Annotated in this window: 25 protein-coding genes; 8 read left to right on the forward strand and 17 right to left on the reverse strand. The window is 52.5% G+C overall.

Translation table 11 applies throughout. The annotated features are described in order from the left end of the window. Positions 1-43 precede the first annotated feature (43 nt). Complete coding sequence (locus J4377_RS13120) at positions 44-427, forward strand: hypothetical protein (RefSeq protein ID WP_253485853.1); 384 nt, start codon at positions 44-46, stop codon at positions 425-427. 16 nt (positions 428-443) lie between these two features. Here the strand turns inward: J4377_RS13120 and J4377_RS13125 are convergent, their stop codons facing one another. Next, positions 444-929, reverse strand: a complete 486-nt coding sequence (locus J4377_RS13125; protein ID WP_231657558.1) for a glutathione peroxidase — start codon at positions 927-929, stop codon at positions 444-446. 77 nt (positions 930-1,006) lie between these two features. After that, a complete protein-coding gene (locus tag J4377_RS13130) occupies positions 1,007-1,624 on the reverse strand; it encodes a LysE family translocator (RefSeq protein WP_051626348.1) in 618 nt (205 codons plus the stop codon). A 188-nt stretch (positions 1,625-1,812) separates the two neighbouring features. Between J4377_RS13130 and J4377_RS13135 the strand changes: the two genes are divergently transcribed. Then, positions 1,813-2,544 carry a YebC/PmpR family DNA-binding transcriptional regulator gene (locus J4377_RS13135; protein WP_038477348.1) on the forward strand — a complete coding sequence of 244 codons (732 nt, stop codon included), beginning with the start codon at positions 1,813-1,815 and terminating at the stop codon, positions 2,542-2,544. Between the two features lie 69 nt (positions 2,545-2,613). On the opposite strand, the gene J4377_RS13140 is transcribed toward J4377_RS13135, so the two are convergent. Together J4377_RS13140 and J4377_RS13145 are read right to left on the reverse strand one after the other, a co-directional pair. Then, positions 2,614-3,441 carry a mechanosensitive ion channel family protein gene (locus J4377_RS13140; protein ID WP_038477351.1) on the reverse strand — a complete coding sequence of 276 codons (828 nt, stop codon included), beginning with the start codon at positions 3,439-3,441 and terminating at the stop codon, positions 2,614-2,616. A gap of 8 nt (positions 3,442-3,449) precedes the next feature. Continuing rightward, positions 3,450-4,664 carry a hypothetical protein gene (locus J4377_RS13145; protein ID WP_253485854.1) on the reverse strand — a complete coding sequence of 405 codons (1,215 nt, stop codon included), beginning with the start codon at positions 4,662-4,664 and terminating at the stop codon, positions 3,450-3,452. A gap of 139 nt (positions 4,665-4,803) precedes the next feature. Between J4377_RS13145 and J4377_RS13150 the strand changes: the two genes are divergently transcribed. After that, on the forward strand, positions 4,804-5,070 hold the full coding sequence (locus J4377_RS13150) for a hypothetical protein (protein WP_038477356.1): 267 nt from the start codon (positions 4,804-4,806) through the stop codon (positions 5,068-5,070). A gap of 92 nt (positions 5,071-5,162) precedes the next feature. On the opposite strand, the gene J4377_RS13155 is transcribed toward J4377_RS13150, so the two are convergent. From J4377_RS13155 to ybaK, 6 genes are all read right to left on the reverse strand, one after another. Next, positions 5,163-6,170 carry an NAD(P)-dependent alcohol dehydrogenase gene (locus J4377_RS13155; protein ID WP_198349004.1) on the reverse strand — a complete coding sequence of 336 codons (1,008 nt, stop codon included), beginning with the start codon at positions 6,168-6,170 and terminating at the stop codon, positions 5,163-5,165. Between the two features lie 79 nt (positions 6,171-6,249). After that, positions 6,250-8,160 (reverse strand): ABC transporter ATP-binding protein, encoded by a 1,911-nt coding sequence (locus J4377_RS13160; protein ID WP_269438820.1) that lies wholly within the window; start codon positions 8,158-8,160, stop codon positions 6,250-6,252. A gap of 36 nt (positions 8,161-8,196) precedes the next feature. Further along, positions 8,197-9,237, reverse strand: a complete 1,041-nt coding sequence (locus J4377_RS13165; RefSeq protein WP_120386515.1) for an AbrB family transcriptional regulator — start codon at positions 9,235-9,237, stop codon at positions 8,197-8,199. A 185-nt stretch (positions 9,238-9,422) separates the two neighbouring features. Continuing rightward, positions 9,423-10,280 (reverse strand): PA4780 family RIO1-like protein kinase, encoded by an 858-nt coding sequence (locus J4377_RS13170; protein ID WP_095603924.1) that lies wholly within the window; start codon positions 10,278-10,280, stop codon positions 9,423-9,425. 50 nt (positions 10,281-10,330) lie between these two features. Next, positions 10,331-11,728 carry an ATP-dependent RNA helicase DbpA gene (dbpA, locus tag J4377_RS13175; protein ID WP_038477372.1) on the reverse strand — a complete coding sequence of 466 codons (1,398 nt, stop codon included), beginning with the start codon at positions 11,726-11,728 and terminating at the stop codon, positions 10,331-10,333. Between the two features lie 166 nt (positions 11,729-11,894). Further along, complete coding sequence (ybaK, locus tag J4377_RS13180) at positions 11,895-12,371, reverse strand: Cys-tRNA(Pro) deacylase (protein WP_253485855.1); 477 nt, start codon at positions 12,369-12,371, stop codon at positions 11,895-11,897. Between the two features lie 107 nt (positions 12,372-12,478). Between ybaK and J4377_RS13185 the strand changes: the two genes are divergently transcribed. Further along, positions 12,479-12,667, forward strand: coding sequence for a DUF3008 family protein (locus tag J4377_RS13185; RefSeq protein ID WP_038477378.1), 189 nt, complete (start codon positions 12,479-12,481; stop codon positions 12,665-12,667). Between the two features lie 66 nt (positions 12,668-12,733). On the opposite strand, the gene J4377_RS13190 is transcribed toward J4377_RS13185, so the two are convergent. After that, positions 12,734-13,597, reverse strand: coding sequence for a cation diffusion facilitator family transporter (locus tag J4377_RS13190; protein ID WP_253485856.1), 864 nt, complete (start codon positions 13,595-13,597; stop codon positions 12,734-12,736). A gap of 107 nt (positions 13,598-13,704) precedes the next feature. Between J4377_RS13190 and J4377_RS13195 the strand changes: the two genes are divergently transcribed. Together J4377_RS13195 and J4377_RS13200 are read left to right on the forward strand one after the other, a co-directional pair. Continuing rightward, positions 13,705-14,574 carry a LysR family transcriptional regulator gene (locus tag J4377_RS13195; RefSeq protein WP_038477383.1) on the forward strand — a complete coding sequence of 290 codons (870 nt, stop codon included), beginning with the start codon at positions 13,705-13,707 and terminating at the stop codon, positions 14,572-14,574. Positions 14,575-14,770: 196 nt separating this feature from the next. Next, entirely contained in the window at positions 14,771-16,180 is a 1,410-nt protein-coding gene (locus tag J4377_RS13200) for a PhoH family protein (protein WP_253485858.1), read from the forward strand. A gap of 95 nt (positions 16,181-16,275) precedes the next feature. Here J4377_RS13200 and J4377_RS13205 read toward each other — a convergent pair whose 3' ends face one another. The 6 genes from J4377_RS13205 to J4377_RS13230 all read right to left on the reverse strand — a co-directional run bounded on the left by J4377_RS13205 (position 16,276) and on the right by J4377_RS13230 (position 23,728). Next, positions 16,276-17,274 carry a YihY/virulence factor BrkB family protein gene (locus J4377_RS13205; RefSeq protein ID WP_038477389.1) on the reverse strand — a complete coding sequence of 333 codons (999 nt, stop codon included), beginning with the start codon at positions 17,272-17,274 and terminating at the stop codon, positions 16,276-16,278. Beyond that, positions 17,275-17,940, reverse strand: a complete 666-nt coding sequence (locus J4377_RS13210; RefSeq protein ID WP_038477392.1) for an alpha/beta hydrolase — start codon at positions 17,938-17,940, stop codon at positions 17,275-17,277. Between the two features lie 73 nt (positions 17,941-18,013). Continuing rightward, positions 18,014-19,783 carry an SLC13 family permease gene (locus J4377_RS13215; RefSeq protein ID WP_198348999.1) on the reverse strand — a complete coding sequence of 590 codons (1,770 nt, stop codon included), beginning with the start codon at positions 19,781-19,783 and terminating at the stop codon, positions 18,014-18,016. Between the two features lie 345 nt (positions 19,784-20,128). Continuing rightward, positions 20,129-20,332, reverse strand: a complete 204-nt coding sequence (locus J4377_RS13220) for a cold-shock protein (RefSeq protein ID WP_009101184.1) — start codon at positions 20,330-20,332, stop codon at positions 20,129-20,131. Positions 20,333-20,534: 202 nt separating this feature from the next. After that, positions 20,535-22,190: a GMC family oxidoreductase gene (locus J4377_RS13225; protein WP_253485860.1), complete on the reverse strand. Its 1,656-nt coding sequence runs from the start codon at positions 22,188-22,190 to the stop codon at positions 20,535-20,537. Between the two features lie 26 nt (positions 22,191-22,216). After that, the gene (locus J4377_RS13230; RefSeq protein ID WP_253485861.1) at positions 22,217-23,728 is read right to left on the reverse strand and encodes a CoA-acylating methylmalonate-semialdehyde dehydrogenase; all 1,512 of its coding nucleotides are present in this window, start codon (positions 23,726-23,728) and stop codon (positions 22,217-22,219) included. A gap of 137 nt (positions 23,729-23,865) precedes the next feature. Between J4377_RS13230 and J4377_RS13235 the strand changes: the two genes are divergently transcribed. Both J4377_RS13235 and msrA read left to right on the forward strand, forming a co-directional pair. Next, complete coding sequence (locus J4377_RS13235; RefSeq protein ID WP_253485862.1) at positions 23,866-24,768, forward strand: LysR family transcriptional regulator; 903 nt, start codon at positions 23,866-23,868, stop codon at positions 24,766-24,768. Between the two features lie 89 nt (positions 24,769-24,857). Then, the gene (gene msrA / locus J4377_RS13240) at positions 24,858-25,493 is read left to right on the forward strand and encodes a peptide-methionine (S)-S-oxide reductase MsrA (protein ID WP_253485863.1); all 636 of its coding nucleotides are present in this window, start codon (positions 24,858-24,860) and stop codon (positions 25,491-25,493) included. The last annotated feature ends 147 nt before the right edge of the window (positions 25,494-25,640 follow it).

Consider the following 25,640-nt stretch of genomic DNA (forward strand, 5'->3'; position numbering starts at 1 on the left):
CGGCAGGATAGCGACCAGACAACTCCTTGCCGACGAGACCCTGATGAACGCACAGCAGCTAGTCGATGAACGCGGCGACCTATGGCTTGCTCTTGCGCCGCTATGGCTGGACCGTGAGCCGAGCGAGCGTGACTACGCCCATATGATTGAGATGATCGAACAGCATGATATGTCGCTGAAAGAGCTAGAGTGGATGTTCCGCTTGGAGCTTGCTCCAGTGATGGCGAGGCACCAGCTGTCTATTGCCAGTGAATGGCGAAAATTCGATGACTATGCGCTGATGAAGCAGTTGGTAAGCCACAACTTGCGCCTGAAAGGCTGGCGGCGCAAAAGTTGGGCGCTGTTTTCTGGATTAACCACGATGATGGTTCGTCATCGCTGGGTAGAGTTAATGCAGCGACTAATGGTTAACCGTGGCGAGCTCTAACCGTTTAGCTTGCTCTTTACTCTTTATCAAGGGCGGCTTCCAGCGCAAGCCGCAGTGACAGACCATGATCCTTGGGAGCAAACCGCGCGATCACCCTGCCATCGCGTCCCACCAAGAACTTGGTAAAATTCCACTTGATCGCTTTGGTGCCTAACACGCCCGGTGCTTGTTGTTTAAGCACCACAAACAGTGGGTGGGCGTTTGGACCATTCACTGACACTTTTTCCATTAGTGGAAAGCTGACGCCAAACTGCTGTTCGCCGAAGATACAGAAAGCCTCTGCACTCTCCGGCGACTGCTTACCAAACTGGTTACAGGGGAAGCCAAGCACCGTAAAGCCACGGTCTCGGTAGCGCTGGTACAAACTTTCCAGCTCTTTTAACTGCGGGGTAAAGCCACACTTACTGGCCACATTAACGACCAACAACACTTGCCCGCGCAGCGCCCGCAAGTTAAATGGCTTGCCTTGATGGGTATAACAATCCTGCTCATAAATCATCATCGCAAGGCCCCCTAAATGACTCCACCAGCATAGGCTTTACCATGCCACGGCATTGGCAGTTACACCAGTGCGGCTTATCAACTAATCGGCCCTGCAACAACGCGCAGCGCCAGTGCAATAAGCAGCACCCCAGTGATTCGATTGATCCAGTGGGCATGGCGCTGGAGCCAAGGCAATACACGAGAGTGTGAAAGCCCTACTGCTACTAAAACATACCAGCCCCCATCAATAATAATCGCAGTTGCGACGATAATTGCCTTGGCAAGGACACTCATTTCAGGCGTCACGAACTGACTTAATAGCGCCACAAAAAAAATGATCAACTTGGGATTACCCAGCGCCACCAGCACCCCTTCCTTGGCAGCTTGTCGCGGCGTCGTCACTGCGGCATCGGGGGATAGCGCTCCACCTCTGCCCGCCCGTAGTGCTTTTATTCCAAGCCAGGCTAAATAGGCCGCCCCACACCATGTCACTAGTTGAAATAAATCTGGATGGCGCACAATAAGCGCACCTAAGCCCCATACGGTGAGCAACGCATAGAACCCAACGCCCAGCGCATGAAAGATCGCAGCCGTCATGCCGGGTAAGCGACCACCTCCTAACGTATGGCGCAGTACCAGTGCCAGGCTAGGTCCTGGTGACATCGCCCCCATGGCACAGATAGCGGCCAGCGATAGCCAGAGTGACAACGGCATTTTTCTCTCCTTGAAAGACAACAATGTAGGTTGGCTGAGTATACGACAGTCGCACAAGCGTTTAGCGAATAAATCCATCCCCTTAAATAACGCTGTTAGCATGGTACGCTGTTGGGTAAAATTTTCCCCTTTTTGAAAACGATGACGCCTGCTATGCAGGCGGTTCATGGCTAATAAAGGACTTCAATATGGGTAGGGCGTTTCAAAACCGTAAGGAATCCATGGCCAAAACGGCCGCTGCGAAAACCAAGGTTTACAGCAAGTATGGACGTGAAATTTACGTCTGCGCTAAAGCAGGCGGCACAGATCCAAACGGTAACCTTGCGCTACGCGGTTTAATGGAGCGTGCTAAGAAAGATCAGGTGCCGTCTCACGTTATCGATAAAGCTTTGGATAAAGCGAGCGGCGCAGGCGGCGAAGACTTTTCACCAGCGCGCTATGAAGGCTTTGGTCCCGGTAACGTGATGGTGATCGTCGACTGTTTGACCGACAACCCCAACCGCACCTTTGGTGATGTGCGCGGCTGCTTTACCAAAACGAAAAGCAAAATTGGCACTCCCGGTAGCGTTAGTCACATGTTTGATCACTGCGCGATTTTTTCGTTTGCGGGCAGTGATGAAGAAGCTGTGCTTGAAGCCCTCATGGAAGCCGATGTCGACGTTACCGACATTGAGCAGGAAGAGGAACGTATCACGGTGTTTGCGCCGCATACCGATTACGCTAAAGCCAAACAAGCGCTGTTGGATGCTTTCGGTGAAATTGATTTCGAAGTAGACGAAATCCAATTCTTACCACAAACCCCCACGCCCATCGACGGCGATGACGTGGTGATGTTTGAGAAACTGCTGGGCATGCTCGAAGAGCTGGACGATGTTCAGAATGTCTTCCACAGTGCCGAACTACCGGAAGCAACTGCTTAAACCGTCATTCGGTTAGCCCCCTTGTGGTCGTCGGCACCTATATCGTCGGCGACCACAGGTCGCCTGTCATTAACTAGCGGCGCCCTGTGAGTCCAAGGCTGCATCAGGCGGTAACAACGCCGGAGTAACGCCCGCTGCGCTTAGCACTTGTTTACCGCGCACGGTCAAATCGGTGATAAATAAAAACTGCTGCCGAGGATCCACCGGATAAGCGCGAATACGGTAATGCGTGCCCCAAGGTTTCTCCTCCGCTACGACAATAATCGGCTTATCAAACTTAAGGTAAGCACTGGTTAACGCGACGTCTCGTAATGCTTTACGCACCCAGCCAGCTTCGTGCTCCGGGTGAAGATAAAAACTTGCCACGCACTGAAGACTAACGTCGCCATTGTTAGCGTTATAAATAGCGGAATCCCAAAGTTTAAGATGAGGCACCGCCACCAAATCATCGTCGGGCGTTACTATTTCTACTGTGCGCATACCAACGTGCTTTACTTCGCCGTAAGTCCCTTCAATGTTGACCCAATCCCCTGGCCGATAGGGCAATTCAACGGCAGATACTACTCCGGCAATCAAGCTACTTACGTAATCTTTTAGGGCAAAGCCAATCGCTAGGCCAATGGCCCCCAGCAGCGTTACCATATTGCGCAATGAAGGCTCAATAACGATAGGTACAGCCACAGCCAGTGCGGTAATTAAAATCAATAACCGGGTGAGTGGCACCAGCGCAAATACTCTAAAACGTACTTGGCCATGCAAGCGATTGGCTAACCAGTTCAATCCTCTCTGGCTGACAATAATCAATAGCACCGTACTCGCTAGAATGACTCCTAAGGTAATCAGCGCTTGACTATCAATATCATTAAACAGCTTGGCGTACTGCTCTTGATCGTCCATATAAGCTCCTAAAGCGGGTCAACTAGATAGTTTCGCGATTCCAGCAGTTGCCGCACGCTTGCGTAGCTTAATGGGGCGACTTGCCAACGCCCTTGATGGCAACGGAGAATTCCCTGGCGAGCAAGTGCTAACCGTGCGTTTAGCGCTTCATGACTTGAGAATGGCAGCACATCCCCTAACGCTTGATCCTCTAGTCCCCCATGAATGAGCAGTGTATGCAGCAACAGCGTTGCCACATCCCCCGTATCCGACGCTAATTCCGCTTCCGCCAACGCATCCAATAGCCATAGCTCTTTTGAAGACTCTTTTGACGGCTCTTTTGGCTGCCCTTCAGACTGCTCTTGTGAACGGCCACTATCCCCATTTCCCGCCGATTCGCGCAGTCGCTCTCGCCAGTAGTGCCAAGCAATACCTAAATGCCCTCGACAGTGGGCTGCTAGGCGTTGCAACTCTTTATAGGAGCGCTCACCGCCAGCGCTATCTTTACTAACGCCAGAAAGAATCGGCTGTCCCGTACGGGAGCTATACACCGTCGGGCGGACGCCACCATCATCCGCCAACTGAGCAAAATAGTGTGCCAGTTGCTCGCCTTCTAGCGCTTGCAGGGTAACCACAGGTACGCCTTCCAAACCCACCGCATGCTGCAGATAGGCATACGTCCAGCTATCACAACCAATCACGCCCTGCCCCAAACGACCGCTTAACGCCCGCTCTAACAATTCACGGACGCCTTGCAGTCCTTGGGTATGGCGTAAAAAATGCCGCTCTAAGGCGGGGATTACCCACTTATGTTGGGAACCACAGCGCTCGACCCACTTTAGGCAACCCTCTGTGAGCTCGTTGAGGGTGGGTGCAGATATGCAATTAACGCCCTGCTGCTGCGCCCAATGGCTAACGACAGCTTCGTGACCACCATGAGGTGGTGAAATAAACAGCACGACTGGCGCATCAACATACCCTTCCGTTACTTGGCTGAGAGCACGAGCCGCCGACGTCCAATCAATAGCGGGCACCCAGTGCGAAAGTGCGACTTCAGATAACTTACGCAGCTCACTCTCTTCTTTTGCTTGGCGTTCCGAGGCTTCTCTACCTACTATCCATGTAGTTGCTGCTCGCCAACTACGCCGCCACTGGCTGGCTTGGGTCTGCTCTGGTGTTTGAAACGACTCAAGTGCCACCATTTCCCATGGCGAAAAAGCAGTCTTCGTTGAGCGCTGCGTCATATGCCGCCTCGAACATAAATAAGTGGATTAAGGTTAGCATGCCTCATATTGTCATTGAGGGGTTAGCCGAACTTATCGACTAGAATAAAGTCGTTATACAGTAGCTAACTAATATGAGAGCAAAGCGCAGGAGGCGACAATGAGCGTAGTGAACGTCACTATGGCAGAACTGCATGAGAAGCTTTCAAAGTGCATTGCAGGCGAGCGGGTGCTGATCGACCACGAGGGAAATCGATTTAGCGCACGTATTCAACACGTAGGCTTCACGGGGTTAAAGGTCATTCCTGAAACGCAGATCAAAAACAGCACGGGTGACCCAGGCGATATCGACGGAGTAACCGTTCCTTATGATGATATTTGGGAACTTGAAGTCAAAGGCGTCGTGTATAGCCGCTTAGAAACGTGACCTTTTTTGCACACCCACTACTCAGTGGGCGTGCAATGGTAACATTCCAAAACTAAAAAAGTTAACTAAATCAAGTGATAAGCGCCGCCTAGCTAGAAAGTCAGACAAATCTTGCCGAAGTGTTTCCCGGACTCCTGGTGCCGGAAGGCATCGGCAATGTCGCTCAGTGCAAACTCACGGTCAATAATCGGCTTCAAATTAGCCGCTTCGATAGCACGAATCATCTCGATTTGATGACGACGACTACCCACAATAAGACCTTGCAGCTTAGCTTGCTTAGCCATCAGCTTGGCGGTTGGTATTTCACCTTCCCGACCGGTTAGCACACCAATCAGCGCGATATGCCCACCAACTTTCACCGCATCAATCGATTGCGGCAGTGTGCCAGGGCCACCTACTTCAACAACATGATCGACGCCTTCACCATTCGTTAACGCCTTAACGGCCTTGCCCCAGTCAGGCGTTTCTTTATAGTTAATGGTGTGTTCAGCGCCCAGTTCGCGCAGGCGGGTCAGTTTTTCATTAGAAGACGATGTAGCAATTACCCGCGCGCCCATCATCTTGGCAAACTGTAGCGCAAAAATGGAAACACCCCCAGTGCCCAACACCAGCACGGTGTCTCCTGCTTTTAACCCACCATCAACGACTAATGCCCGCCAAGCGGTCAAGCCTGCGGTCGTTAGCGTCGCAGACTCCGCATGACTATAACCTTGCGGCTGATGGGTGAACGAGGTAGCGGCGGCCACTACTTGCTCGCGAGCATAGCCATCAATGCCATCCCCTGGCGTGGTGGTGAAGTCGCCTACTCGCGCGGTCCCTTCCAGCCAATCAGGGAAAAACGTCGACACAACTGCATCACCGACTGCGAACTCGCTAACGCCTTCCCCAACCGCTTCGACCACACCGGCACCATCCGACATGGGAATACGGCCATCTGCGGTGGGAATCATCCCCACCACCACGGCATAGTCATGAAAGTTAAGTGAGCTGGCGCGCAGCCGTACTTTAATTTCACCGGGACCAGGCTCACCTGGCGCCGTTAGTTCAACCACGTCCAGTTTAGCTAAACCGCCGGGCTCTCGAAGCTGAATGGCTTGCATCACTACCTCCTATTGAACACATGTCGTTTAAAACGCCTAGTACTTAAAAGAGTACTAAAAAGCCTAGTAAACGACTGGTCTAATATGAAATGAGGGCACTGGGGTCAGTATCAAGGCCAAGATCAAGATCGTGCCCTAAAAAGCCCCCGGACTGGCGCTGCCACAGGCTGGCGTAAATGCCGTTCTGTGCCAGCAACTCCTGGTGTGTGCCGCTTTCCACTATACGACCTTCATCGACCACAATTAACCGATCAAGCATCGCAATGGTAGAGAGTCGGTGCGCAATGGCGATCACCGTTTTGCCTTCCATCAGCGAATCGAGCTGCTCTTGAATCGCGGCTTCCACTTCGGAATCCAACGCTGAGGTGGCCTCGTCCAACACCAGAATCGGGGCGTTTTTAAGCAACACGCGAGCAATGGCAATACGCTGGCGCTGTCCACCGGAGAGTTTAACGCCGCGCTCGCCGACATGGGCGTCTAAACCGCGCCGCCCTTTAGGGTCAACCAACTCGTTAATAAACGTATCTGCATGGGCGCGACACACCGCTTGCCACACATCATCATCGTTGGCATGAGGGCTACCGTAGCGAATATTATCTCGCAGCGAACGGTGCAGCAGCGAGGTATCCTGAGTCACCATGCCAATCTGATGACGCAATGAAGTCTGGGTGACGTCAGCAATATTCTGTCCATCAATCAGGATACGCCCGCCCTGTAAGTCATAAAAGCGCAGCAACAGATTGGCCAGGGTGGATTTACCCGCTCCGGATCGGCCAATCAAGCCAATTTTTTCGCCAGGTTTAATCGTCAGGCTCAGCCCGTCAAAGACGTTTTTACTTTCACCTTTAGCCTGGGCGTACTGAAAACGCAGCGCATCAAACACAATTTCGCCATAGGGCACCGCAAGCGCTTTGGCATTCGACGCATCTTTGATCGTGGGCTCCTGGGCGATGGTATTCATACCATCCTGCACCGTACCAATATTTTCAAACAGGCCGGCCACTTCCCATAAAATCCAATCCGACATAAAGCGGATACGCATGACCAGGGCTATCGCAATCGCTAACACGCCCAGAGAAATAGCGTCAAAATACCAAGCGCTAATCGCCATACCCGCCGTTCCCACCAGTAGCAGCGTATTGAGCAGCGTCAGGCAAACACTCATGATGGTGACTAGCCGCATTTGACGATGCACCGTGTCCATAAAACCTTGCATCGCATCCTTGGCGTAGCCCTGTTCACGTTCGGTATCAGCAAACAGCTTAATCGTTTGGATATTGCTGTAACTATCAACCACGCGCCCCGTCATCTGGGCACGAGCATCGGCCTGAGCCATCGAAACGTCGCGCAGGCGCGGGACAAAAAAGCGCATAATGCCTAAATAACCGATCAACCAAAGCCCCAGCGGCAGCAACAGCCACGGGTCTGCACGGCCTAATAAAATTGCCGCCCCGGTGAAGTACACAATGGCGTAAACCATTAGATCCATAACTTTGGTGACAGTCTCACGGATAGCCAACGCTGTTTGCATGACTTTTTGCGACACTCGCCCTGCAAACTCATCCTGATAAAAGGCCAAGCTTTGGCTAAGCATATGGCGGTGAGAAAGCCAGCGGCCGATCATCGGGTAGTTACCGAAGATGCTTTGGTGGGTCACCAGAGACTGCGCCAGTACCAGTAGCGGCAGGCCGATAATCACTAACAAGCCCACGCCTGCCAGCCAAAGCCCGTGATCCGACCAGAAATTCGCGCGTTCTACGTTACCCAGCCAATCGACCAAGTCGCCCATATAACTAAAAAACACCACCTCCGCCGCGGAAACCAAGGCAGTCGCGACCGACATCAGTAATAGCCACGGCCATACAGGGCGCGAAAAATGCCAAATAAACGGCAGCAGACCTTTTGGTGGCGTGGCAACCTCACCTTCGGGATAGGGGTTCACCCGCCTTTCAAAGTAACGGAACAGCGGCGCTAGCGTACGTGACAACATAGAAAGTCCTTTCGTTACCTTAATAGACAGATGTAGTTAAGAAGATTGGCGACGCAATAGCCAACGAGCCCAAAAAGGGGCCAAGATCATCAGTGTGACCATACGCAGTAAGTGGTGAAATGCTACAAACACAGGATCGATATTAAGCGCGACAGCAAGAATAGCCATTTCACCGATGCCACCGGGAGCCAGCGCTAATAGGGCTACGTCACGGCGCACGCCCAACAGCTGATGGATAAGTTCAGCAAACAGTGCTAACACCACCAGTGCAAGCAGCGTCGCCACCCCCGACTGCCATAAATAACGCCCGAGCAGGCGTCGTGTCATGCCTTGAAAACGCGAGCCAATCGCGCTGCCTAGCACCCATAACATGAGGTTCATTCCCCAACTAGGCAACGTAAGGCTTGCCAGCCCAAACCCAGATAGCAAGGCCGCCATAATAAGCGGCGCAAGTAACGCCGAACTTGGAATGCGCAGCCACCGGCCCACGGGTAATAAGAAAGGAATCGTGAGCAGCATCCAGCCGTGCTCAAGGATAGCCTGGGCTGGCCCAATGTCACCAGCACCGCCTTCAAATGCCCAAAACAGGGGAGGAAGAAATAGGATGACGAGAATAATTCGTAGCGACTGGGCAATGGCGATGCGTTGCGGGTCACCGCCACATTGATCGCCGAGCATGATCATTGCCGTCATTGCCCCTGGCGATGCACCAAACCAAGCACTGACCGGGTCGAAGCCACAGCGACGATACCACGCCGCAGCAACAGCGGTGGATGCCGCAACACCTGCCAGCAAGAGTGCTGCTGAGATTGGCCAGTCCAGTACTCGATGGGCAAGTTGAGGGGTTACTTGGCTGCCCAGCACCAATCCCATAACCGCTAAAAACACGTTGCGCAGCGGCTCCGGTACGCCAACGTTAATTCCTTTTGCCGATACCAGCAGGTTGGCGATCAGTGGGCCTAGCATCCAGGCAAGCGGTAAACCGGTGAGATGAAAAACGACGCCGCCCACAGCGCCTACGGCAAGCGATGTTACAAGTCCCTTTGCACTTTCTGCGCTGACACGGATGCCTTTCACGCTCTTCTCCACCCTAACCTTTAACGTTAAAACGCAATTGTTAACCTGCTAAGCGTAAACGTTAGCTTACCACTGCTAAGGGCTTTAGGGTGTTAAGAGCTAGGTGTAAAGAGCCTCTTGTTAAGTACTGATTGTTAAACGCTAGGCGTTAAGTACCCGATGTTAGGCGCTAAGTACCTCTATTTTTAATCTTCGTCATCATCACCGCGCATGCGCGCCTGACGATCAGCCTCTTCCTCAATGGCATCATCAATTACTTCCAATAGCTCATCGACATTGGCTATGTGGCTATCAAGTTCAAAATGGCCAGTCAGCTTGCTATCAGGATGTAGCTTACCTGCTTCATACAAGGCCCACATTTCTTTACCGTAGTGGGTAGTCAGTAGTTCGGGGGCGAAACGACCGAAGTAGGCGCGCATATTATCAACATCGCGCTCTAGCATTGCCGCCGCGCTATTGTTACCCGCCGCATCCACCGCCTGGGGCAAATCGATAATCACCGGCCCTTCGGCGTCAACCAGCACGTTGAATTCAGATAAGTCGCCATGGATCAAACCTGCGCAAAGCATTCGCACTACGTCTTGAATCACTTTGGCGTGATAGCGCAGCGCTTGCTCCTCGGTTAGGGTCACTTCGTCCAAACGTGGCGCTACGTTTCCCTCGGCATCGCTGATCATTTCCATGAGCAGTACGCCATCAACAAAACCATGTGGCTCAGGCACACGTACATCAGCGGCAGCAAGACGATATAGCGCATCGACTTCCGCATTCAGCCACGCCTGCTCCTGCTCTTTTTGACCGTAGCGGGTCTTTTTGGCCATGGCGCGCGAACGACGACTATTGCGCTCTTTGCGCCCTTCCTGGTATTGCACGGCCTGTTTAAAGCTGCGCTGTTTAGCTTCTTTAAAGACCTTGGCGCAACGTACTTCTTCACCGCAGCGCACGACATACACCTGCGCCTCTTTACCACTCATTAACTGCACCAGCACCTCGTCGATCATTCCATCATCGACCAGAGGCTGTAATCGCTTAGGGATTTTCATGGTTAGCTGCGTCGGCTCCTCTTTACTATCTGTGCACAATCATTAATCGATCAATAGCGAATACGGCGAACGCGGAAAGCGCGCCCTTTAAGTTTGTCACGTTCAAGTTTAGCCTGGGCTTTTTGAACAGCCCCATGCTCCACTGCCACATAGGCACTGCGGGCCAGCACTTTAATCTTGCCTACCTGATCACCACGCAGGCCACCTTCGCTGGTTAGTGCCCCCAGGATATCCCCCGGGCGCAGCTTGTCTTTCTTACCACCCGCTAACTGTAGTGTTGCCATAGGCGGTTCAAATGGCACTGAATGCTTGGGTTTGGGCAAGGGTTCAGTGGTAATCGGTTGTTCTAGCAAACCTTCCAACCGCTCCAGCCGATAGTGCTCTTTAGGTGTTACCAGCGTACAGGCAATGCCGCTAGCCCCTGCGCGCCCGGTTCGCCCTACTCGATGCACGTGAACATCAAGCTCACGGGCAATCTGATAATTAAACACCGCATCTAATTGAGCAATATCTAAACCGCGCGCAGCAACATCCGTTGCTACTAGAATAGACGCACTTTGGTTAGCAAACAGAATTAGGCGACGATCACGATCTTTCTGCTCTAAGTCGCCGTTGAGCGCCACGGCACTAAAACCAGCATCCACCAGTTGCTCAGCCACCGCCTGAGTTTCGCGTTTAGTGTTGCAGAACACCACGCTGGTCGCTGGCCGATAAACCAGTAGCAGCTGTTGAAGGGCCGCGAAACGCGCCTCTTCATTAGCAACGTCATAGAAGTGTTGATCAATAGTAGTGGCATCGTGAACCTCGGCCACTTTGACCATCACTGGCTCACGCATAATGCCGCGAGTCATAGCAGTCAGGCCACCTGAAGCCTGATCGTCTGGGAATGTCGCACTAAACAGCAGCGTTTGTCGATCAGCTGGGGTCTCATCAATGATCGCATCAATGGTGTCTTGAAAACCCATATCGAGCATACGATCGGCTTCATCAAGTACCAAGGTGGTAAGCGACCCCAGTGTCAACGAGCCTTTGCGCAAATGCTCGTCGATACGTCCCGGCGTACCCACGACAATATGCGCACCATGTTCCAAGGAGCCTAGCTGCGGCCCAAACGGCGCTCCGCCGCATAGGGTAAGCACTTTAACGTTGGGCAACCCACGCGCCAAACGACGTAGCTCTTCGGCCACCTGGTCGGCGAGCTCTCGGGTGGGGCACAGCACAAGGCCCTGTACAGCAAATGCTTCTACGCGCAACTCAGCCAGCAGTGCCAAGCCAAAGGCAGCGGTTTTTCCCGACCCCGTTTTGGCCTGAGCCAACACATCACGCCCCGCCAACATCGGTGGCAGGCTTTGCGCCTGTACAGGCGTCATTGCGTGATAGCCAAGGGAATCTAAGTTGCTTAAAAGCGCAGGAGAGAGCGCAAGCGATGCAAAAGAAGTGTCAGACACAAAATTATCCTGAAGGGGCTATATTGCCCAGCAAACCTATAATGTGAAGCACCATACCAGAAAGCGCCAACCTATGCCTTGGCAAGGATAGGCGAACGGTACAGCATGGGTGGTTGCTAGGCTCATAGATGTGTGGTTGCTAGCCCCATAGATAGTAAATCAGATATTAGGAAAGCGTAGTTGCTAGCGCCGCAAAATGCCCCTGGCATAACGCTGCTAAGTCGTTCGGAGCAAGCTCAATCTCCAGCCCACGTCGCCCCGCGCTTACATAAAGTGTCGAAAATGTCTGCGCCGAGTCGTCGATAAACGTAGGCAGACGCTTTTTCTGGCCCAGCGGGCTAACACCACCAAGCACATACCCCGTGGTCCTCTCCACGTCACCTGGCGCCGCCATTGACGCTTTTTTCGCCCCTGCCGCTTTAGCAATTTGCTTTAACCCCAGCTGGCTGGTGACCGGTACAATACCAACTGCCAACTGCTTACCATCCAGGGTAACTACCAAGGTTTTAAACACTTGCTGAGCGGCAACACCCAGTTTTTCAGCTGCCTCCAGCCCGTAAGATTGCGCAGCAGCATCGTGTTGATACTCATGGATCTGAAACGCAATTCCCGCGTGTTTCGCGCTATTAATCGCCGGTGTCATGGAATTCTCTTAAGTTAACATCGCCAGCTCGTCTGGAAAGGACACTTCTCTCTGCTAAGCTTAATATCGTGATTGGTTTAAGGAAGTCAACTGACAGGAGTCGACCTATGAAAGCAACTTCCAAAGCACAGCAGAAAGCTGCGGGGGCGGCGCTTTCTGCCAAGCGTGGTGAAACAAAGCCTAGTGAACTTTATGACTCCTCCAAAGACATGTATGACTCAATGAGCGAAGAGGAACTTGAAGAGATGGCAAGCACCCAGCGCAAAGGTAAGCCTCAAAAGAGAGCAAACGACTAAACGCCTATCGGCAACGTCTCAGGTTGCGGCAGCGCTGTCACTGCTGCCTATTCTGCTGCTAATAAATTAAGTTACCAATGTAATGCTGGTCACTGCACGCAGATTACGCTGTTTGCAGTGCTGTTCTACACTTTCAACAATCTCCTCCGCATCATTGATTTGTTGCATATCCAGTTGAATATCAACCATCAAGAAGCTGCCAACCTGAGCTAAACGTACGTCGTCATTGGCAATATCGAAGTCTGCCACCTCTTGTACTACGTCCTGGCGAACGCTACCCAACGGCTCGCCAAACATCAATTCGCGCAGCGCGCCACGCATCATGCGAATAGGCATCGGCAAGAAGTAGCCGGCGATAATCAGCACCATCACAGGATCGGCAAAACGCGCCAGATGAGCCCAAGGGGTCAGCGTTAATCCCCACGTGAGCGCAAAGCCCAGCATCACGGCGGCACTAAGCCATGTGTCCATTTGCCACTGACGCAGCTCGGCAGCTAGCAGTGAAGAGCGCGCAATTCGGGCATAACGGCTCAACCACCACCAGGTCAGTAAACAGCCTGCCACATTCACCACGCCAAACATCAACGCAAGATCTAACGTTACCAGCCGCCCGCCTTGCGCAAGACTCCACACAGCAGACACTATTGAGAACAGGCACACTAACGCGATCACTACGCCTTTAAGCAGCACAGCCAACGGCTCTACGGTCAGCCGCCCAAAGGGGTAATGATTATCTGCCGGTTTGCGCGCCTGCTTTAACGCAAACAACGACAGCGACGCCAGCACTAAACTTAATAGCGAATAGCCACTATCGAATAAAATAGTAATTGATCCACTGGCAAGCCCGAGTGCAAGGCCGGTAAAGGCGAACAGGCTGGCAGAGACAGCAGAAAATCTGAGCGCACGGCGCTCGGCGACAAAGGGGGTCACGCGAAATACTCCAGTAAAGTGTGTTAAACCCAACGCATAATAGTGAGTACACTAACGTTTCACCAATCGCTCAGCGCCAACTTTTTTGGCTCTCCACGGAGTAACCTATGCGCGCAGAACAAGTGCAGGCGTTTATTGACGTTACTGAACATGGCTCCTTTGCGGCGGCCGCACGACACACAGGGATAAAACGCAGCACGCTAAGTGCCACAGTGAATGCCTTAGAAGATAGTCTTGGGGTCGTGCTGTTCGAGCGTTCAGGCAATAGCCTACAGCTCACTGCGGTAGGTGAAAGCGTGCTGCCGGACTGCTACCGACTGCTGACAAGTGCCAGCCGAATCAAAAAACACTGCCAACAGCACCTGCAAGGCGTAGAAAGCCAGCTGTGCATTGCCAGGGATGATGCGTTGCCCGAAGCATTTTGGCGACAAGTCATGCACGATTTAAAGCAGCGCTATCCGCTTACGGCCATCTCGGTATATTTATTACCTCCCCAAGAGCACCCACAGTTCGTCCTTCGCCAAACCGTTGATATCGCCTTTGGGTTGTATACCGCTGAGGGTGCCGACGTAAATGCCAGTAACCTTGCACCGGTGAGCATGTGCCTAGTAGCGGCAACGTCGCACCCGCTAAGCCGCTTACCCAGTGTTACCCGCGACGATCTCGCCCAATATACTCAGGTGTGCTTAACCTATGAGCAGGGCGATAAACTAGTCAGTGAGGCACTTTTTTCGACAAATTATCTAGGGCTAACCATGTTTGAGGTCATTCGCGATGCCGCCATCAATGGCACTGGCTGGGCACTGCTACCCTACCCATTGGTGAAAGAAGCCATAGAAAGCCATCAGCTTTGCGCGCTAAATCATGATCTCGCCCTGGACAGCCACTATTATCGCTACGTAGAAGGAGAAAGCCTGGGAGTGGTCGCCACAGCACTGCTAACGAAAGTGTCACGCTTTTTAGGCACTACCCGTTGATGCTTTGTAATAACGTTGAAATAGAGCATTGGAAAAAATTGCTTATGCCTTCCACTCTGTTAAGGAACTTGTAAAAAAGTGCTACATAAGGAGATCAAAAGGACACGCTAGAGAACCGGCACAGGTGAGTGTCATCTAAGCGTAAAGTGCATCTGCCAGTGTCGATGTTGCCGTCAACTAAGGAGTAGTTTCCACGATGGTACGACTCGATAAGAAAGCGACTAGGCTGTATGTCCTAGACACGAATGTCCTTATCCACGACCCCGCCGCGCTCTACCACTTTGATGAGCACGACGTCGTTATCCCCATGACTGTACTCGAGGAGCTAGATAAGCATAAAAACGGCATCAGAGAGATCGCCCGTACGGCGCGGCAAATTAGCCGCACGCTTTCCGACTTAACCAGCCAAGTCACCTTCGACGAAATCCAGAAAGGCATTCCCATTCCCCGCATCAGTGGTGAATCGGGCCGCCTACATTTTTTGTGCTACAACGACCTTAAACCCTTCGAATCCCTTGATGACAGCCCCGATAACCGAATTTTGGCGGAGACCTGCCGGCTACGCGATGAGCGTCCGGATGCTTCCGTTATCCTGATCACCAAAGATATCAACCTACGGGTAAAAGCCGCCGCGCTAAAAGTACCGGTGGAAGATTACCTGAATGACCGCGCTTTCTCTGACAGCGATGCGATGATTGAAGGTGCGCAGGTTTACGCCACCGCGGGACAGGATGGTGCTTCGCTGTGGGAAGCGCTCAATGTCGACGTCACCGTTGAGCGTATCGACCACCACACCTTTTATCAGCTAAGTGGCAACATGCCTCGCCATTGGCATGTCGGCATGCTGGTATCCGATAGCGAAAATGGCGCCGAGTTTGAAGCCATTGTCCGTGAACTTTCACCGTCAACTGCCCGACTACAGCTACTTACCAACTACCGTCACCATGCGGGCGTATGGGGCGTTCATGCCCACGACAGTCGCCAAAACTTCACCCTCAACCTACTAATGGACCCGGACATTGATCTGGTCACCATTGCTGGTAATGCAGGCACCGGCAAAACCTTTATGACACTCGCCGCAGCGTTCCAGCAAACACTGGATGCCAAACTATTTGAGCGCATTGTGTTTACCCGTGCGCCGATTCCCATGGGCGAAGATATCGGTTTCTTACCGGGCACCGAAGAGGAGAAAATGTCGCCGTGGATGGGTGCCTTCCACGACAATATGGACAACCTGTTGCGTAACGAAGAAGGGGAATCTAGCTGGGATAATGGTGCTACTCGGCAGTTAATTGGCTCCAGGGTTCAGATTCGCGCACCGAGCTTCATGCGTGGGCGCACCTTAAACGATACGTTCTTGATTATTGACGAGGCGCAAAATTTTACCCCCAAACAGCTTAAATCATTGGTAACCCGAGCGGGCCGAAATACCAAAATTGTCTGTTTAGGCAACGTTGGCCAGATCGACACGCCCTACCTCACCGCCAACACCTGTGGCATGGCTGCTGTTGTAGAACGATTTAGGGATTGGCCCCATGCTGGGCATATCACCCTGAAAAGCGTTGAACGTTCACGCTTGGCACTGGCTGCCGAAGAGCTTTTGTAACGTTTTCCGCAAAAACCCTACCGATTCACACTTCCACTAAACAACACCGCCCAGCTTTGCTGGGCGATGTTGATTGGTGCATATCGCTGTCGGGGTCATTTATCCTGCAACTGGTGTCGCGTATCAACATTTTCGCTATTCCAGGGGTTTTCAACACCTACCGTGTCGGCAGCAAATGCCTGACGTTCGCCAAGTGAGCGAGCAGCCCCCACCGTTGTGTCGTTGCAGGTCTGGCGCTCCATTTCGCAGTTGAGTTCAGCACCAAACAGCACCACAAACGCTGACAGCCAAAACCACAGCATTAGCGCCACAACAGCACCAAGAGAGCCATACAGCTCACTAAAGGTAGAAAAGTAACGTACGTAAAGCGACAAGCCACCTGAGCCTAGTAACCACATAGTGGTGGCAAACAGCGTGCCATAGCTTAACCAGCGCCACTGGGCAGAACGTCGATAAGGCGCGTAACGATACAGCAAAGCAATAAGCACGCTCATCAGTAACAACAGCGCGGGCCAACGCAGCCATTTCAAAACACTATCCACCGGTGGCTCAATCGTCAGCGCATCAACCACTATCGGCACAATGGCGATAAACCCCAGTGACACTAGCGTCATTATGATCAAACCAGAGGTCAACGATACCAGCACGACACCACGCAGTAATAACGGCCGCTTTTCGTGTTCGCCATACACTACGTTTAAGCCAACCACTAATATGGAAACACTTTTCGATGCGATGTACATGGCCACTAACAGCCCCACAAGTGCTGTCGTCACATTGCCAGACTCCGTCGTCTCGACCACCTCTTGAGCCTGCTGGTCAATCAAATTTGCCGCATCCGGTGGCATAAAGCGGCTAATTTCGTAAAGCTGACGGCCTGCCTCAACAGGATCAAACAGCAAACCCCAAAGAGAAATAACGGCGGCAATGGTCGGAAATAGCGCCAGCAGGGCATAAAAAGCGATGCCCGCTGCAAAGATAGTAATCCGGTCCCGACGTGCAGCACGCACTACACGCCAAATAATATCGAGCCACCCCTCACGAGGGATATCACCAGGTACGCCAGCTCCACGACCTCGGTACTGCTTACCCACTTAGCCCAACCGCTCGCTCAGCCACTTACCAATATCATTTACCTGCTGCGGGCATAGCGCATGCGCCATCGGATACTGGCGATAATTAACCGTGTAGCCCATTTCTTTTAGGCGTTCGACACCACTGCGGCCCAAAGTTTCAGGAACGATGGGGTCGAAATTCCCATGATGTACTTCGATGGGAATATCACGATTGGATTCAGCTAAATTGATGCTATCGGCCGTCGCAAAATAGGTCGACATGGCCAACAGTCCGCCAAGAGGCTGAGGGAATGAAAGCGCCGCCTGATAAGCGACTGCGCCTCCCTGAGAAAACCCCGCTACGATAATGCGGCGGCTGTCGATTCCTTGATCAATCTGCTCTTCAATCAGTGCCTGAATGCGTTCAGCAGACGTTTTTAGTTGCGCTTCATCCACCCGACGCCCCAAATCCATTGCGAGGATGTCGTACCACGCGGGCATCACCATGCCGCCATTAATAGTGACCGGCAAGCGCGGCGCGTGAGGCATAATAAAACGCACATGCGCTGAGTCCGGTAGCGTAAGGGCTGGCACTAGCGGCTCGAAATCGTGCCCATCGGCACCCAACCCGTGAATAATAAACACGCACGCATCGGCGGGTTGACCATTTTGCGGTTCAATAATCAGTTCGCCTGGGGCTGTCATGGGCTCTTTCCTTGCTGACGTTAAAAGCGCCACCCTAGCGTAAAGTGACGCGTTGGGCGAGTCATTTGCCTGCTTAAAGCGGCCAAACCATTGGAATAAGGGTTAAGGCAATGGCCCCCGTCAATAGGTTTAAGCCACCACCAACACGCAAGAAATCACTGACCCGATAGCCGCCAGGGCCATGCACCATAAGGTTCGTTTGATAACCAATCGGTGTCAAAAAACTCGCCGAGGCAGCAAACATTACCGCCACCACATAGGGCATCGGGTTAACCCCCAGGCTTTCTGCTGCTGCCATGACCACCGGAAAAATGATCACCGCAGCAGCATTATTGGTCACCAACTCGGTTAACATTGCCACGACGCAATAAGTGGCAATTAATAGCAACAGCGGGTTACCCGCCACCAACGATAGAACACTGCCCGCCAGGAAATCCGCCGCGCCGGATGTTTGCAGCGCAGCCCCTACCCCGAAAGATGCTGCAATGGTCAGCAACACTTGCGTATCCAGGCCACGCTTAGCAGCCCCCACGGAACAACAACCGGTTAATAACGCTAGCGCCGCGCCCAACATGGCAGCATTGAGCATACTTAAGACACCTAATGCCGCCAACAGCACCGCCCCCAACAAAATCGCCCATGCCAGCGGGGCTTTTTCATGAACAGGCCGCGCTGAACCGTTCAACTCACTAATTAAAAGAAAGTCTTTCGATTGGCGGTGGCGCTCAATGAACGGAGGGCGTGCTTCTAACAGCAGCACATCAGCAGGTTGCAAACGGACTTGGCCTAAGTTGCCGGTTACCCGCTCACCACCACGACAGATTGCTAATACAGCAGCGCCATACAGCGTTCTAAAACGGCCGTCACGAATCCGCTGTCCAATAAACTGACACTGGTTCGATACCACCGCTTCAACCAAGCGCCGCTCTTTAAACTCTTTTTCCAAACTCGACGCCGCATCACGAGAAGGAATGAGTCCACGAATCTGCTGTAGCTCTACAGCGGCGTCCGAGGTGCCCACAAAAACGAGTCGGTCACCTGCCTTTAGCTGCTCGCCTGGCCCCACTACACTCACCACATTACCTGCACGCTCAATTTCGACTAGAAAAAGTTCTTGAAGGTGGCGTAACCCAGCTTCTTCCACCGTACGGTCAACCAGTATCCCCGCAGGATCAACTTCCATTTCGATAGTAAACTCGCGAGGGTTAGCAAACGCTTTTGACATCCCCTCTCGTGAGGGCAATAAGCGTGGCCCTAAGAAGATAAGATAAGCAAGACCCACCAGCGCAACAGGGACACCTACCCACGCTAAATCAAATAGCCCCATCTCAAGCGCGGGATAGCGCTCTACTAGCAAACCATGCACAACTAAGTTAGTACTGGTACCAAACAGTGTAATGGTACCGCCTAGAATGGAAGCAAAGCTGAGCGGCATTAAAAGCCGTTGAGGAGAAAGCCTTAGTCGTCGACTCCAACTCATTACAGCAGGGATGTAGGTAGCCACTACGGGCGTGTTATTGAGAAAACCGCTCAGCGATGCCACGGGTAACAGCAGCCGAACAAGTGCACCCCGCTCACTGCTAGGACGACCCAGTACATAGCGAATAATCAGGTCAATACCACCCGTTTCACGAATACTGGCAACCAACACATACATGAAGGCCACGGTAAACAAGCCACTGTTAGAAAAACCGCCCAGCGCCTGCTGCGGGTCAATGACCCCCAAGGTCATTAACACCACGACGGCACCAAGCAGAATAATGTCTGGCCCCAGTCGAGACAGTGTCATTAACGGGAAGATAGTCAGCACTACCCCCACGGCTATCCAAGCATCCAGCGACATATCCTGCATCCCTAACCTAAAATCTTAGGAGCATTGTGCCGCCTCGAAGATATTCTAAAAAGTTATTTTTAGAAACACAGTAAGAACAAAAAAGAATATAGGCGTGAGGCGTGAGGCGTGAGGCGTGAGGCGTGAGGCGTGAGGCGTGAGGCGTGAGGCGTGAGGCGTGAGGCGTGAGGCGTGAGGCGTGAGGCGTGAGGCGTGAGGCGTGAGGCGTGAGGCGTGAGGCGTGAGGCGTGAGGCGTGAACAGGATACCGATTAGATAAAAACGAAAAAACCCCGCTTTCGCGGGGTTTTTTAGCATATTAGCGTTACGCGCTAACAGCGAACATCATCGTTTCTAATTAAAGAACTTTGATGTTAGAAGCCTGAAGGCCTTTTTTACCCTGAGTAACGTCGAAGGAAACCTTCTGACCGTCTTGCAGAGTTTTGAAGCCGTCAGCTTGAATTTCAGAGAAATGCGCGAACAGGTCGTCGCCATTGTCGTCCGGAGAAATGAAGCCGAAGCCTTTAGTGTCGTTAAACCACTTAACGGTACCAGTTGCCATGATCGAAATCCTCGATGTAGCTTGATGTAGAGCCGGGTAATACCCGAGTTGCAGTGGGTAGAACAAGAAACTTTCACCAGACTAAACGCTTGGGCGTTTCGATACTGCTGACAACGTTCGACTTGCTAACCAACTGCATTCAGCATGCGCTTAACTTAGCCGCACGTCAATACTATAGTTAAAAAAAATGTCAGGGTGATGACTAGTCCGCTGCCACCATCCACCCTGCTGCTTTCTCAGCAATCATTAAGGTAGGTGAGTTGGTATTGCCACTGGTAATGGTCGGCATAATACTGGCGTCCACTACTCGCAGACCGCTCACTCCCTTAACACGCAGCTTGGAATCCACCACGGTCCCCGGGTCGTCATCGCGGCCCATTTTCGCCGTCCCGACTGGGTGAAAGATCGTGGTACCGATATCGCCCGCCAATTTGGCTAGTTCTTCGTCGCTTTGATACTGCAACCCAGGTTTAAACTCTTCTGGCTGATACTTAGCGAATGCCTGCTGCTCGGCAATCCGCCGCGTAACCCGTAATGAGTCTGCCGCCACATTGCGGTCTTCTTCCGTGCTCAGGTAGTTAGGCTCAATGGCGGGCGCCGTTTGTGGATCACGGTTTTTGATCCTTACCGAGCCACGGCTTGTGGGGTTAAGATTGCAGACACTGGCGGTAATCGCAGGAAACCCATGCAGTGGCTGGCCAAACGCGTCAAGGCTTAATGGCTGTACGTGGTACTCGATGTTGGCGTGCTGATACTCGTCAGAACTGCGCGTAAAGATACATAACTGAGAAGGCGCCATACTCATCGGCCCCCTACGTTTCAGCACGTACTCCAAACCAATCTTGGCTTTACCCAGTAGAGTACTGGCCATGGTATTAAGCGTTTTTGCCCCTTTCACTTTATAGACAGAGCGAATCTGCAAGTGGTCCTGCAAGTTTTCGCCTACGCCAGGTAGCGCTGCCACCACATCAATACCGTGTTGTTGCAATAGCTCGGGCGCGCCAATACCGGAAAGCTGTAGAATCTGTGGCGAACCGATAGCGCCGGCACTCAGTACAACTTCTTTATTAGCCGCCACACTAAGCGTTTTGCCCTCGCGTAGAAGCTCTGCGCCTACGCAGCGCGGTTGGCCATCTTGCGGTTCAAATAACAGACGATTGACGTGGGTAGAGTGCCATATCGTTAGGTTGGTGCGTTGCTTGATCGGCCGCAAAAACGCTTTAGAAGTATTCCAGCGCCAGCCATTGCGCTGGTTGACTTCAAAATAGTTAACGCCTTCGTTATCACCACGATTGAAATCGTCAGTGCGCGGAATACCCGCTTGCACCGCCGCCTCGGCGAAATCATCTAATACTTGCCAGCTTAAGCGCTGTTTTTCGATCCGCCATTCGCCACCATGGCCATGGTAACGGCGATGATCGGCATCGCCATCACCGCCTTCATCCAAACGGTGATGGTCTTCGTGTTTCATAAAATCTGGCAAGCAGTTCTCCCACCGCCAGGCGTCATCGCCGGTCAACTCGGCCCAGTGATCGTAATCCCGTGCCTGACCACGCAGATAAAGCATGCCATTAATGCTGGAACAGCCACCTAGCGTTTTACCCCGGGGATAAATCAGTGAGCGGCCATTGAGCCCTTTGTCTGGTTCGGTACGAAACAGCCAGTCAGTGCGCGGGTTGTTGATGCAGTAAAGATAGCCCACCGGAATATGAATCCAGTGGTAGTTATCTGGCCCGCCTGCTTCAATTAGCAGCACCTTATTATTTGGATTGGCGCTGAGTCTATTTGCCATCAGGCACCCTGCGGTGCCTGCGCCGATCACAATATAATCGAAGTTATTATTAGTAACATGTGACATGAACGGGCTCCCGTAACGTAATGGCGTTACTTCGCCGTAGGCATCACAAACTCAGCGCCTGAATCAATAGAGTCTGACCAGCGCTGCATAATGGATTTCTGCTTGGTATAGAAGCGCACGCCCTCTTCGCCATAAGCATGCGTATCGCCAAACAGCGAACGCTTCCAACCGCCGAAACCATGCCACGCCATGGGTACCGGAATGGGCAAATTGATGCCGACCATGCCCACCTGAATACGGCGACCAAATTCCCGCGCAACGCTACCGCTCTCAGTGAAGCAGCTCACTCCGTTACCAAATTCATGGTCATTGATCAGTTGAATGGCAGTGGCAATATCCGGCACCCGAATACAGGCCAGCACTGGTCCGAATATCTCTTCTTTGTAAATGGTCATCTCGGGGGTGACATGATCAAACAGAGTACCGCCCATCCAGAAGCCTTCGGCACAGCCGTCACCGGTTTGCGCGGCATCGAATTCTCGGCCATCCACCACCAAGTGTGCGCCTTCTTCTACACCTTTATTAAGGTAACCGGTAATCCGCTCGTGAGCCTGACGTGTGACAATCGGGCCCATTTCCGCATCCAGCTGCATGCCGTCTTTAACCTTCAGCGCCTTGGCACGTTCCGCCAGTTGAGCCACCACGCCATCCGCCACATCGCCCACCAGCACCGCCACGCTGATTGCCATACAACGTTCGCCCGCCGAGCCGTAGGCAGCGCCAATCAAGGCATCCACGGCTTTATCCAAGTTGGCATCCGGCATCACTACCATATGGTTTTTAGCGCCACCCAGTGCTTGCACCCGCTTACCGTGCTTAGCGCCGCGCTCGTAAATCAGGTTAGCAATCGGCGTAGAGCCAACAAACGACAACGCCTTAACATCCGGATGGTCGATCAACGCTTCAACGCTGTCTTTATCGCCCTGAACCACATTGAACACACCATCCGGCAGACCAGCCTGCTTGAGCAGATCGGCAATCATCAGCGAGGCGCTGGGGTCAAGCGGACTAGGCTTAAGAACAAAGGTGTTACCGGCAGCAATCGCCACGGGGAACATCCACATCGGTACCATGACAGGGAAGTTGAACGGCGTAATGCCAGCCACCACGCCCAATGGCTGACGCATGGTCCAGTTATCAATACCGGTGCTTACCTGCTCGGTATAGTCGCCCTTTAACAACTGAGGGATACCGCAAGCGAATTCAACGACATCAATCCCTCGGGCAACTTCGCCCTGGGCATCAGTAAACACTTTGCCATGCTCTTTAGTAATTGCTTCCGCCAATGCATCTTTATGGGCGTTGAGCAGCTCCAAAAACTTGAACATTACCCGTGCCCGGCGAATGGGCGGGGTATCGGCCCAAGTAGGAAATGCCGCTTTAGCGGCTTGCACAGCACTATCTACATCATATGCAGAGGCAAGAACCACGTTTCCGGTAACGTTACCCGTCGCAGGATTAAAGACATCTTGAGAAAGACCCGAGCTACCCTGACTGATCTGCCCGTTAATGAAATGATGAATAGTGGTTGTTGTCATTTGGCTACCTTTATAAGCAGATTAAAATAACGAATTAAGTAGTGACAGATTAACCAGCTCTGCGAGGCAATCAATTGAGTAATTCTTAACCCAGATATAAGCTTTTCAAATAACATAACGACAACAGGTGCTCGCTTATGCAAGAAAACTCAGCGCTACGGGCATTTGTAGCCGTCGCACGTACCGGAAGCGTTTCACGGGCAGCTGACCAGCTATACCTGACTCAACCCGCCGTCAGTCTAAAGTTGAAGCAACTTCAGCAGCACTTAGGGTTAACCCTATTCACCCGTCGCCCTCAGGGGTTAACGCTAACCGCCGATGGCTATGCATTATTGCCCGCCGCAGAAAATGCCCTGGCCAGCGCCCTGGCCTTTGAGCAACGCGCTAGCGCTTTGCACAGCACCCTGCGAGGAAAACTAAAAATCGGCACGATTGTTGACCCGGAATTTATTCGGCTGGGCAAATTTCTCAGCCGATTGATGGCTCGCGCCCCTCAATTGGAAACCGAGTTGCACCATGGGATGAGTGGCAACGTATTAACGAAAGTAGAGCAAGGCGAACTGGATGTGGGCTTTTTTCTCGCCCCTCCCGGCGAAGGATCAGGAAGCGAAATCCTTGCTTGGCGTGAGCTGACCCACTTCCACTATCACGTAATTGCCCCAGCAGGCTGGGAAACCAAACTGATGGATACCCGCTGGGAAGCTCTAGCCAGACTTCCCTGGATAGTCACGCCCTCGGTCTCGGCACACCACCGGCTGCTAGAGCGCGTCCTAACCCCAAGTGGCGCCACACCTAATAGGGTTGCCCAAGTAGACCAAGAAGCTTGTATGCTGGATTTAGTACGTGCGGGAGTGGGTCTAAGCTTAGCTAGGGACGCGCTGGCAATGGCCGAACGCCAGGAAAGCGGTTTGGCTGTAGCCGAAAATGTTCGTCTGCCCTGCGCACTTAGCATGATATGGCGCAAAGAACGTGCCGCGGAGCCGACTATCAGAGCGGCATTGGATACGTTAGACACAGTATGGCCTTACCGGCTGGGGTAGCGAATAGGTTATGTAAGGTATTAGCCAACGTTGCCACTAAGCGACTCGACATCGAGCGATAACTCACCACGTCTACTGGAGTGCTTACAATGATTCGATACCACCGTTTTCGCCTCTTATCTCAGCTCTTAACGCTGTTTGTCATAGCGGCCGCAGGTCTCGCCAGCACGCCACTCCATGCCCAATCCAATACGGAAGCTACGTTTGCTGGCGGCTGTTTTTGGTGCATGGAACCGCCCTACGATAAGCAGCCCGGCGTCAGAGCCACCATCTCTGGTTATATGGGCGGCGAGCTTGAAAACCCTACCTACGAGCAGATTTCTCGCGGTGGAACTGGCCATGTCGAAGTGGTGCAAATTACCTACGATGACAGCCAAATCAGCTACGAACAGCTGCTAGAGATTTTCTGGCGCAATATTGACCCCTTCGCCGTAGACCGCCAGTTTTGCGACAGCGGTGACCAGTACCGCTCAGCCATTTTTTACCATAATGATGAACAGCGAGAACTAGCAGAAGCGTCGAAAGCTGAAATGGAAGCACGCTTTGACCAGGCTATAGCGACTGAGATAGCCCCTGCCAGCGAGTTCTGGGAAGCTGAAGAGTATCACCAGGATTACTATGAAAAAAATCCACTGCGCTACCGATTTTATCGCTTGAGCTGTGGTCGTGATGATCGACTGGAAGAGATATGGGGCGAGGAAGCTGGCGGCCCAACATTTCAGTAGCCCACCATAAACATGCGGGCTTAACGGAACGTTTTTTACCGGTGACTGCCCTAGGGATAGCGCTTTAGTTAAGACGCTAACAATCAATTTGGGCAAAGCAGCGTTTTTCTACTAGAGTGGAGAATCAGTATTAATAGACCAGTCGGC

Source organism: Halomonas sp. XH26 (genome assembly GCF_024138895.1).
GTDB lineage: Bacteria > Pseudomonadota > Gammaproteobacteria > Pseudomonadales > Halomonadaceae > Vreelandella > Vreelandella alkaliphila.

Excerpts from the sequence above, each read along its gene's own strand:
- J4377_RS13120 (WP_253485853.1), top strand. The coding sequence starts at position 44 with ATGAACGCACAGCAGCTAGTCGATGAACGCGGCGACCTATGGCTTGCT.
- J4377_RS13125 (WP_231657558.1), bottom strand. The coding sequence starts at position 929 with ATGATGATTTATGAGCAGGATTGTTATACCCATCAAGGCAAGCCATTT.
- J4377_RS13130 (WP_051626348.1), bottom strand. The coding sequence starts at position 1,624 with ATGCCGTTGTCACTCTGGCTATCGCTGGCCGCTATCTGTGCCATGGGG.
- J4377_RS13135 (WP_038477348.1), top strand. The coding sequence starts at position 1,813 with ATGGGTAGGGCGTTTCAAAACCGTAAGGAATCCATGGCCAAAACGGCC.
- J4377_RS13140 (WP_038477351.1), bottom strand. The coding sequence starts at position 3,441 with ATGGACGATCAAGAGCAGTACGCCAAGCTGTTTAATGATATTGATAGT.
- J4377_RS13145 (WP_253485854.1), bottom strand. The coding sequence starts at position 4,664 with ATGACGCAGCGCTCAACGAAGACTGCTTTTTCGCCATGGGAAATGGTG.
- J4377_RS13150 (WP_038477356.1), top strand. The coding sequence starts at position 4,804 with ATGAGCGTAGTGAACGTCACTATGGCAGAACTGCATGAGAAGCTTTCA.
- J4377_RS13155 (WP_198349004.1), bottom strand. The coding sequence starts at position 6,170 with ATGCAAGCCATTCAGCTTCGAGAGCCCGGCGGTTTAGCTAAACTGGAC.
- J4377_RS13160 (WP_269438820.1), bottom strand. The coding sequence starts at position 8,160 with ATGTTGTCACGTACGCTAGCGCCGCTGTTCCGTTACTTTGAAAGGCGG.
- J4377_RS13170 (WP_095603924.1), bottom strand. The coding sequence starts at position 10,280 with ATGAAAATCCCTAAGCGATTACAGCCTCTGGTCGATGATGGAATGATC.
- ybaK (WP_253485855.1), bottom strand. The coding sequence starts at position 12,371 with ATGACACCGGCGATTAATAGCGCGAAACACGCGGGAATTGCGTTTCAG.
- J4377_RS13185 (WP_038477378.1), top strand. The coding sequence starts at position 12,479 with ATGAAAGCAACTTCCAAAGCACAGCAGAAAGCTGCGGGGGCGGCGCTT.
- J4377_RS13195 (WP_038477383.1), top strand. The coding sequence starts at position 13,705 with ATGCGCGCAGAACAAGTGCAGGCGTTTATTGACGTTACTGAACATGGC.
- J4377_RS13200 (WP_253485858.1), top strand. The coding sequence starts at position 14,771 with ATGGTACGACTCGATAAGAAAGCGACTAGGCTGTATGTCCTAGACACG.
- J4377_RS13210 (WP_038477392.1), bottom strand. The coding sequence starts at position 17,940 with ATGACAGCCCCAGGCGAACTGATTATTGAACCGCAAAATGGTCAACCC.
- J4377_RS13215 (WP_198348999.1), bottom strand. The coding sequence starts at position 19,783 with ATGTCGCTGGATGCTTGGATAGCCGTGGGGGTAGTGCTGACTATCTTC.
- J4377_RS13220 (WP_009101184.1), bottom strand. The coding sequence starts at position 20,332 with ATGGCAACTGGTACCGTTAAGTGGTTTAACGACACTAAAGGCTTCGGC.
- J4377_RS13225 (WP_253485860.1), bottom strand. The coding sequence starts at position 22,190 with ATGTCACATGTTACTAATAATAACTTCGATTATATTGTGATCGGCGCA.
- J4377_RS13230 (WP_253485861.1), bottom strand. The coding sequence starts at position 23,728 with ATGACAACAACCACTATTCATCATTTCATTAACGGGCAGATCAGTCAG.
- J4377_RS13235 (WP_253485862.1), top strand. The coding sequence starts at position 23,866 with ATGCAAGAAAACTCAGCGCTACGGGCATTTGTAGCCGTCGCACGTACC.
- msrA (WP_253485863.1), top strand. The coding sequence starts at position 24,858 with ATGATTCGATACCACCGTTTTCGCCTCTTATCTCAGCTCTTAACGCTG.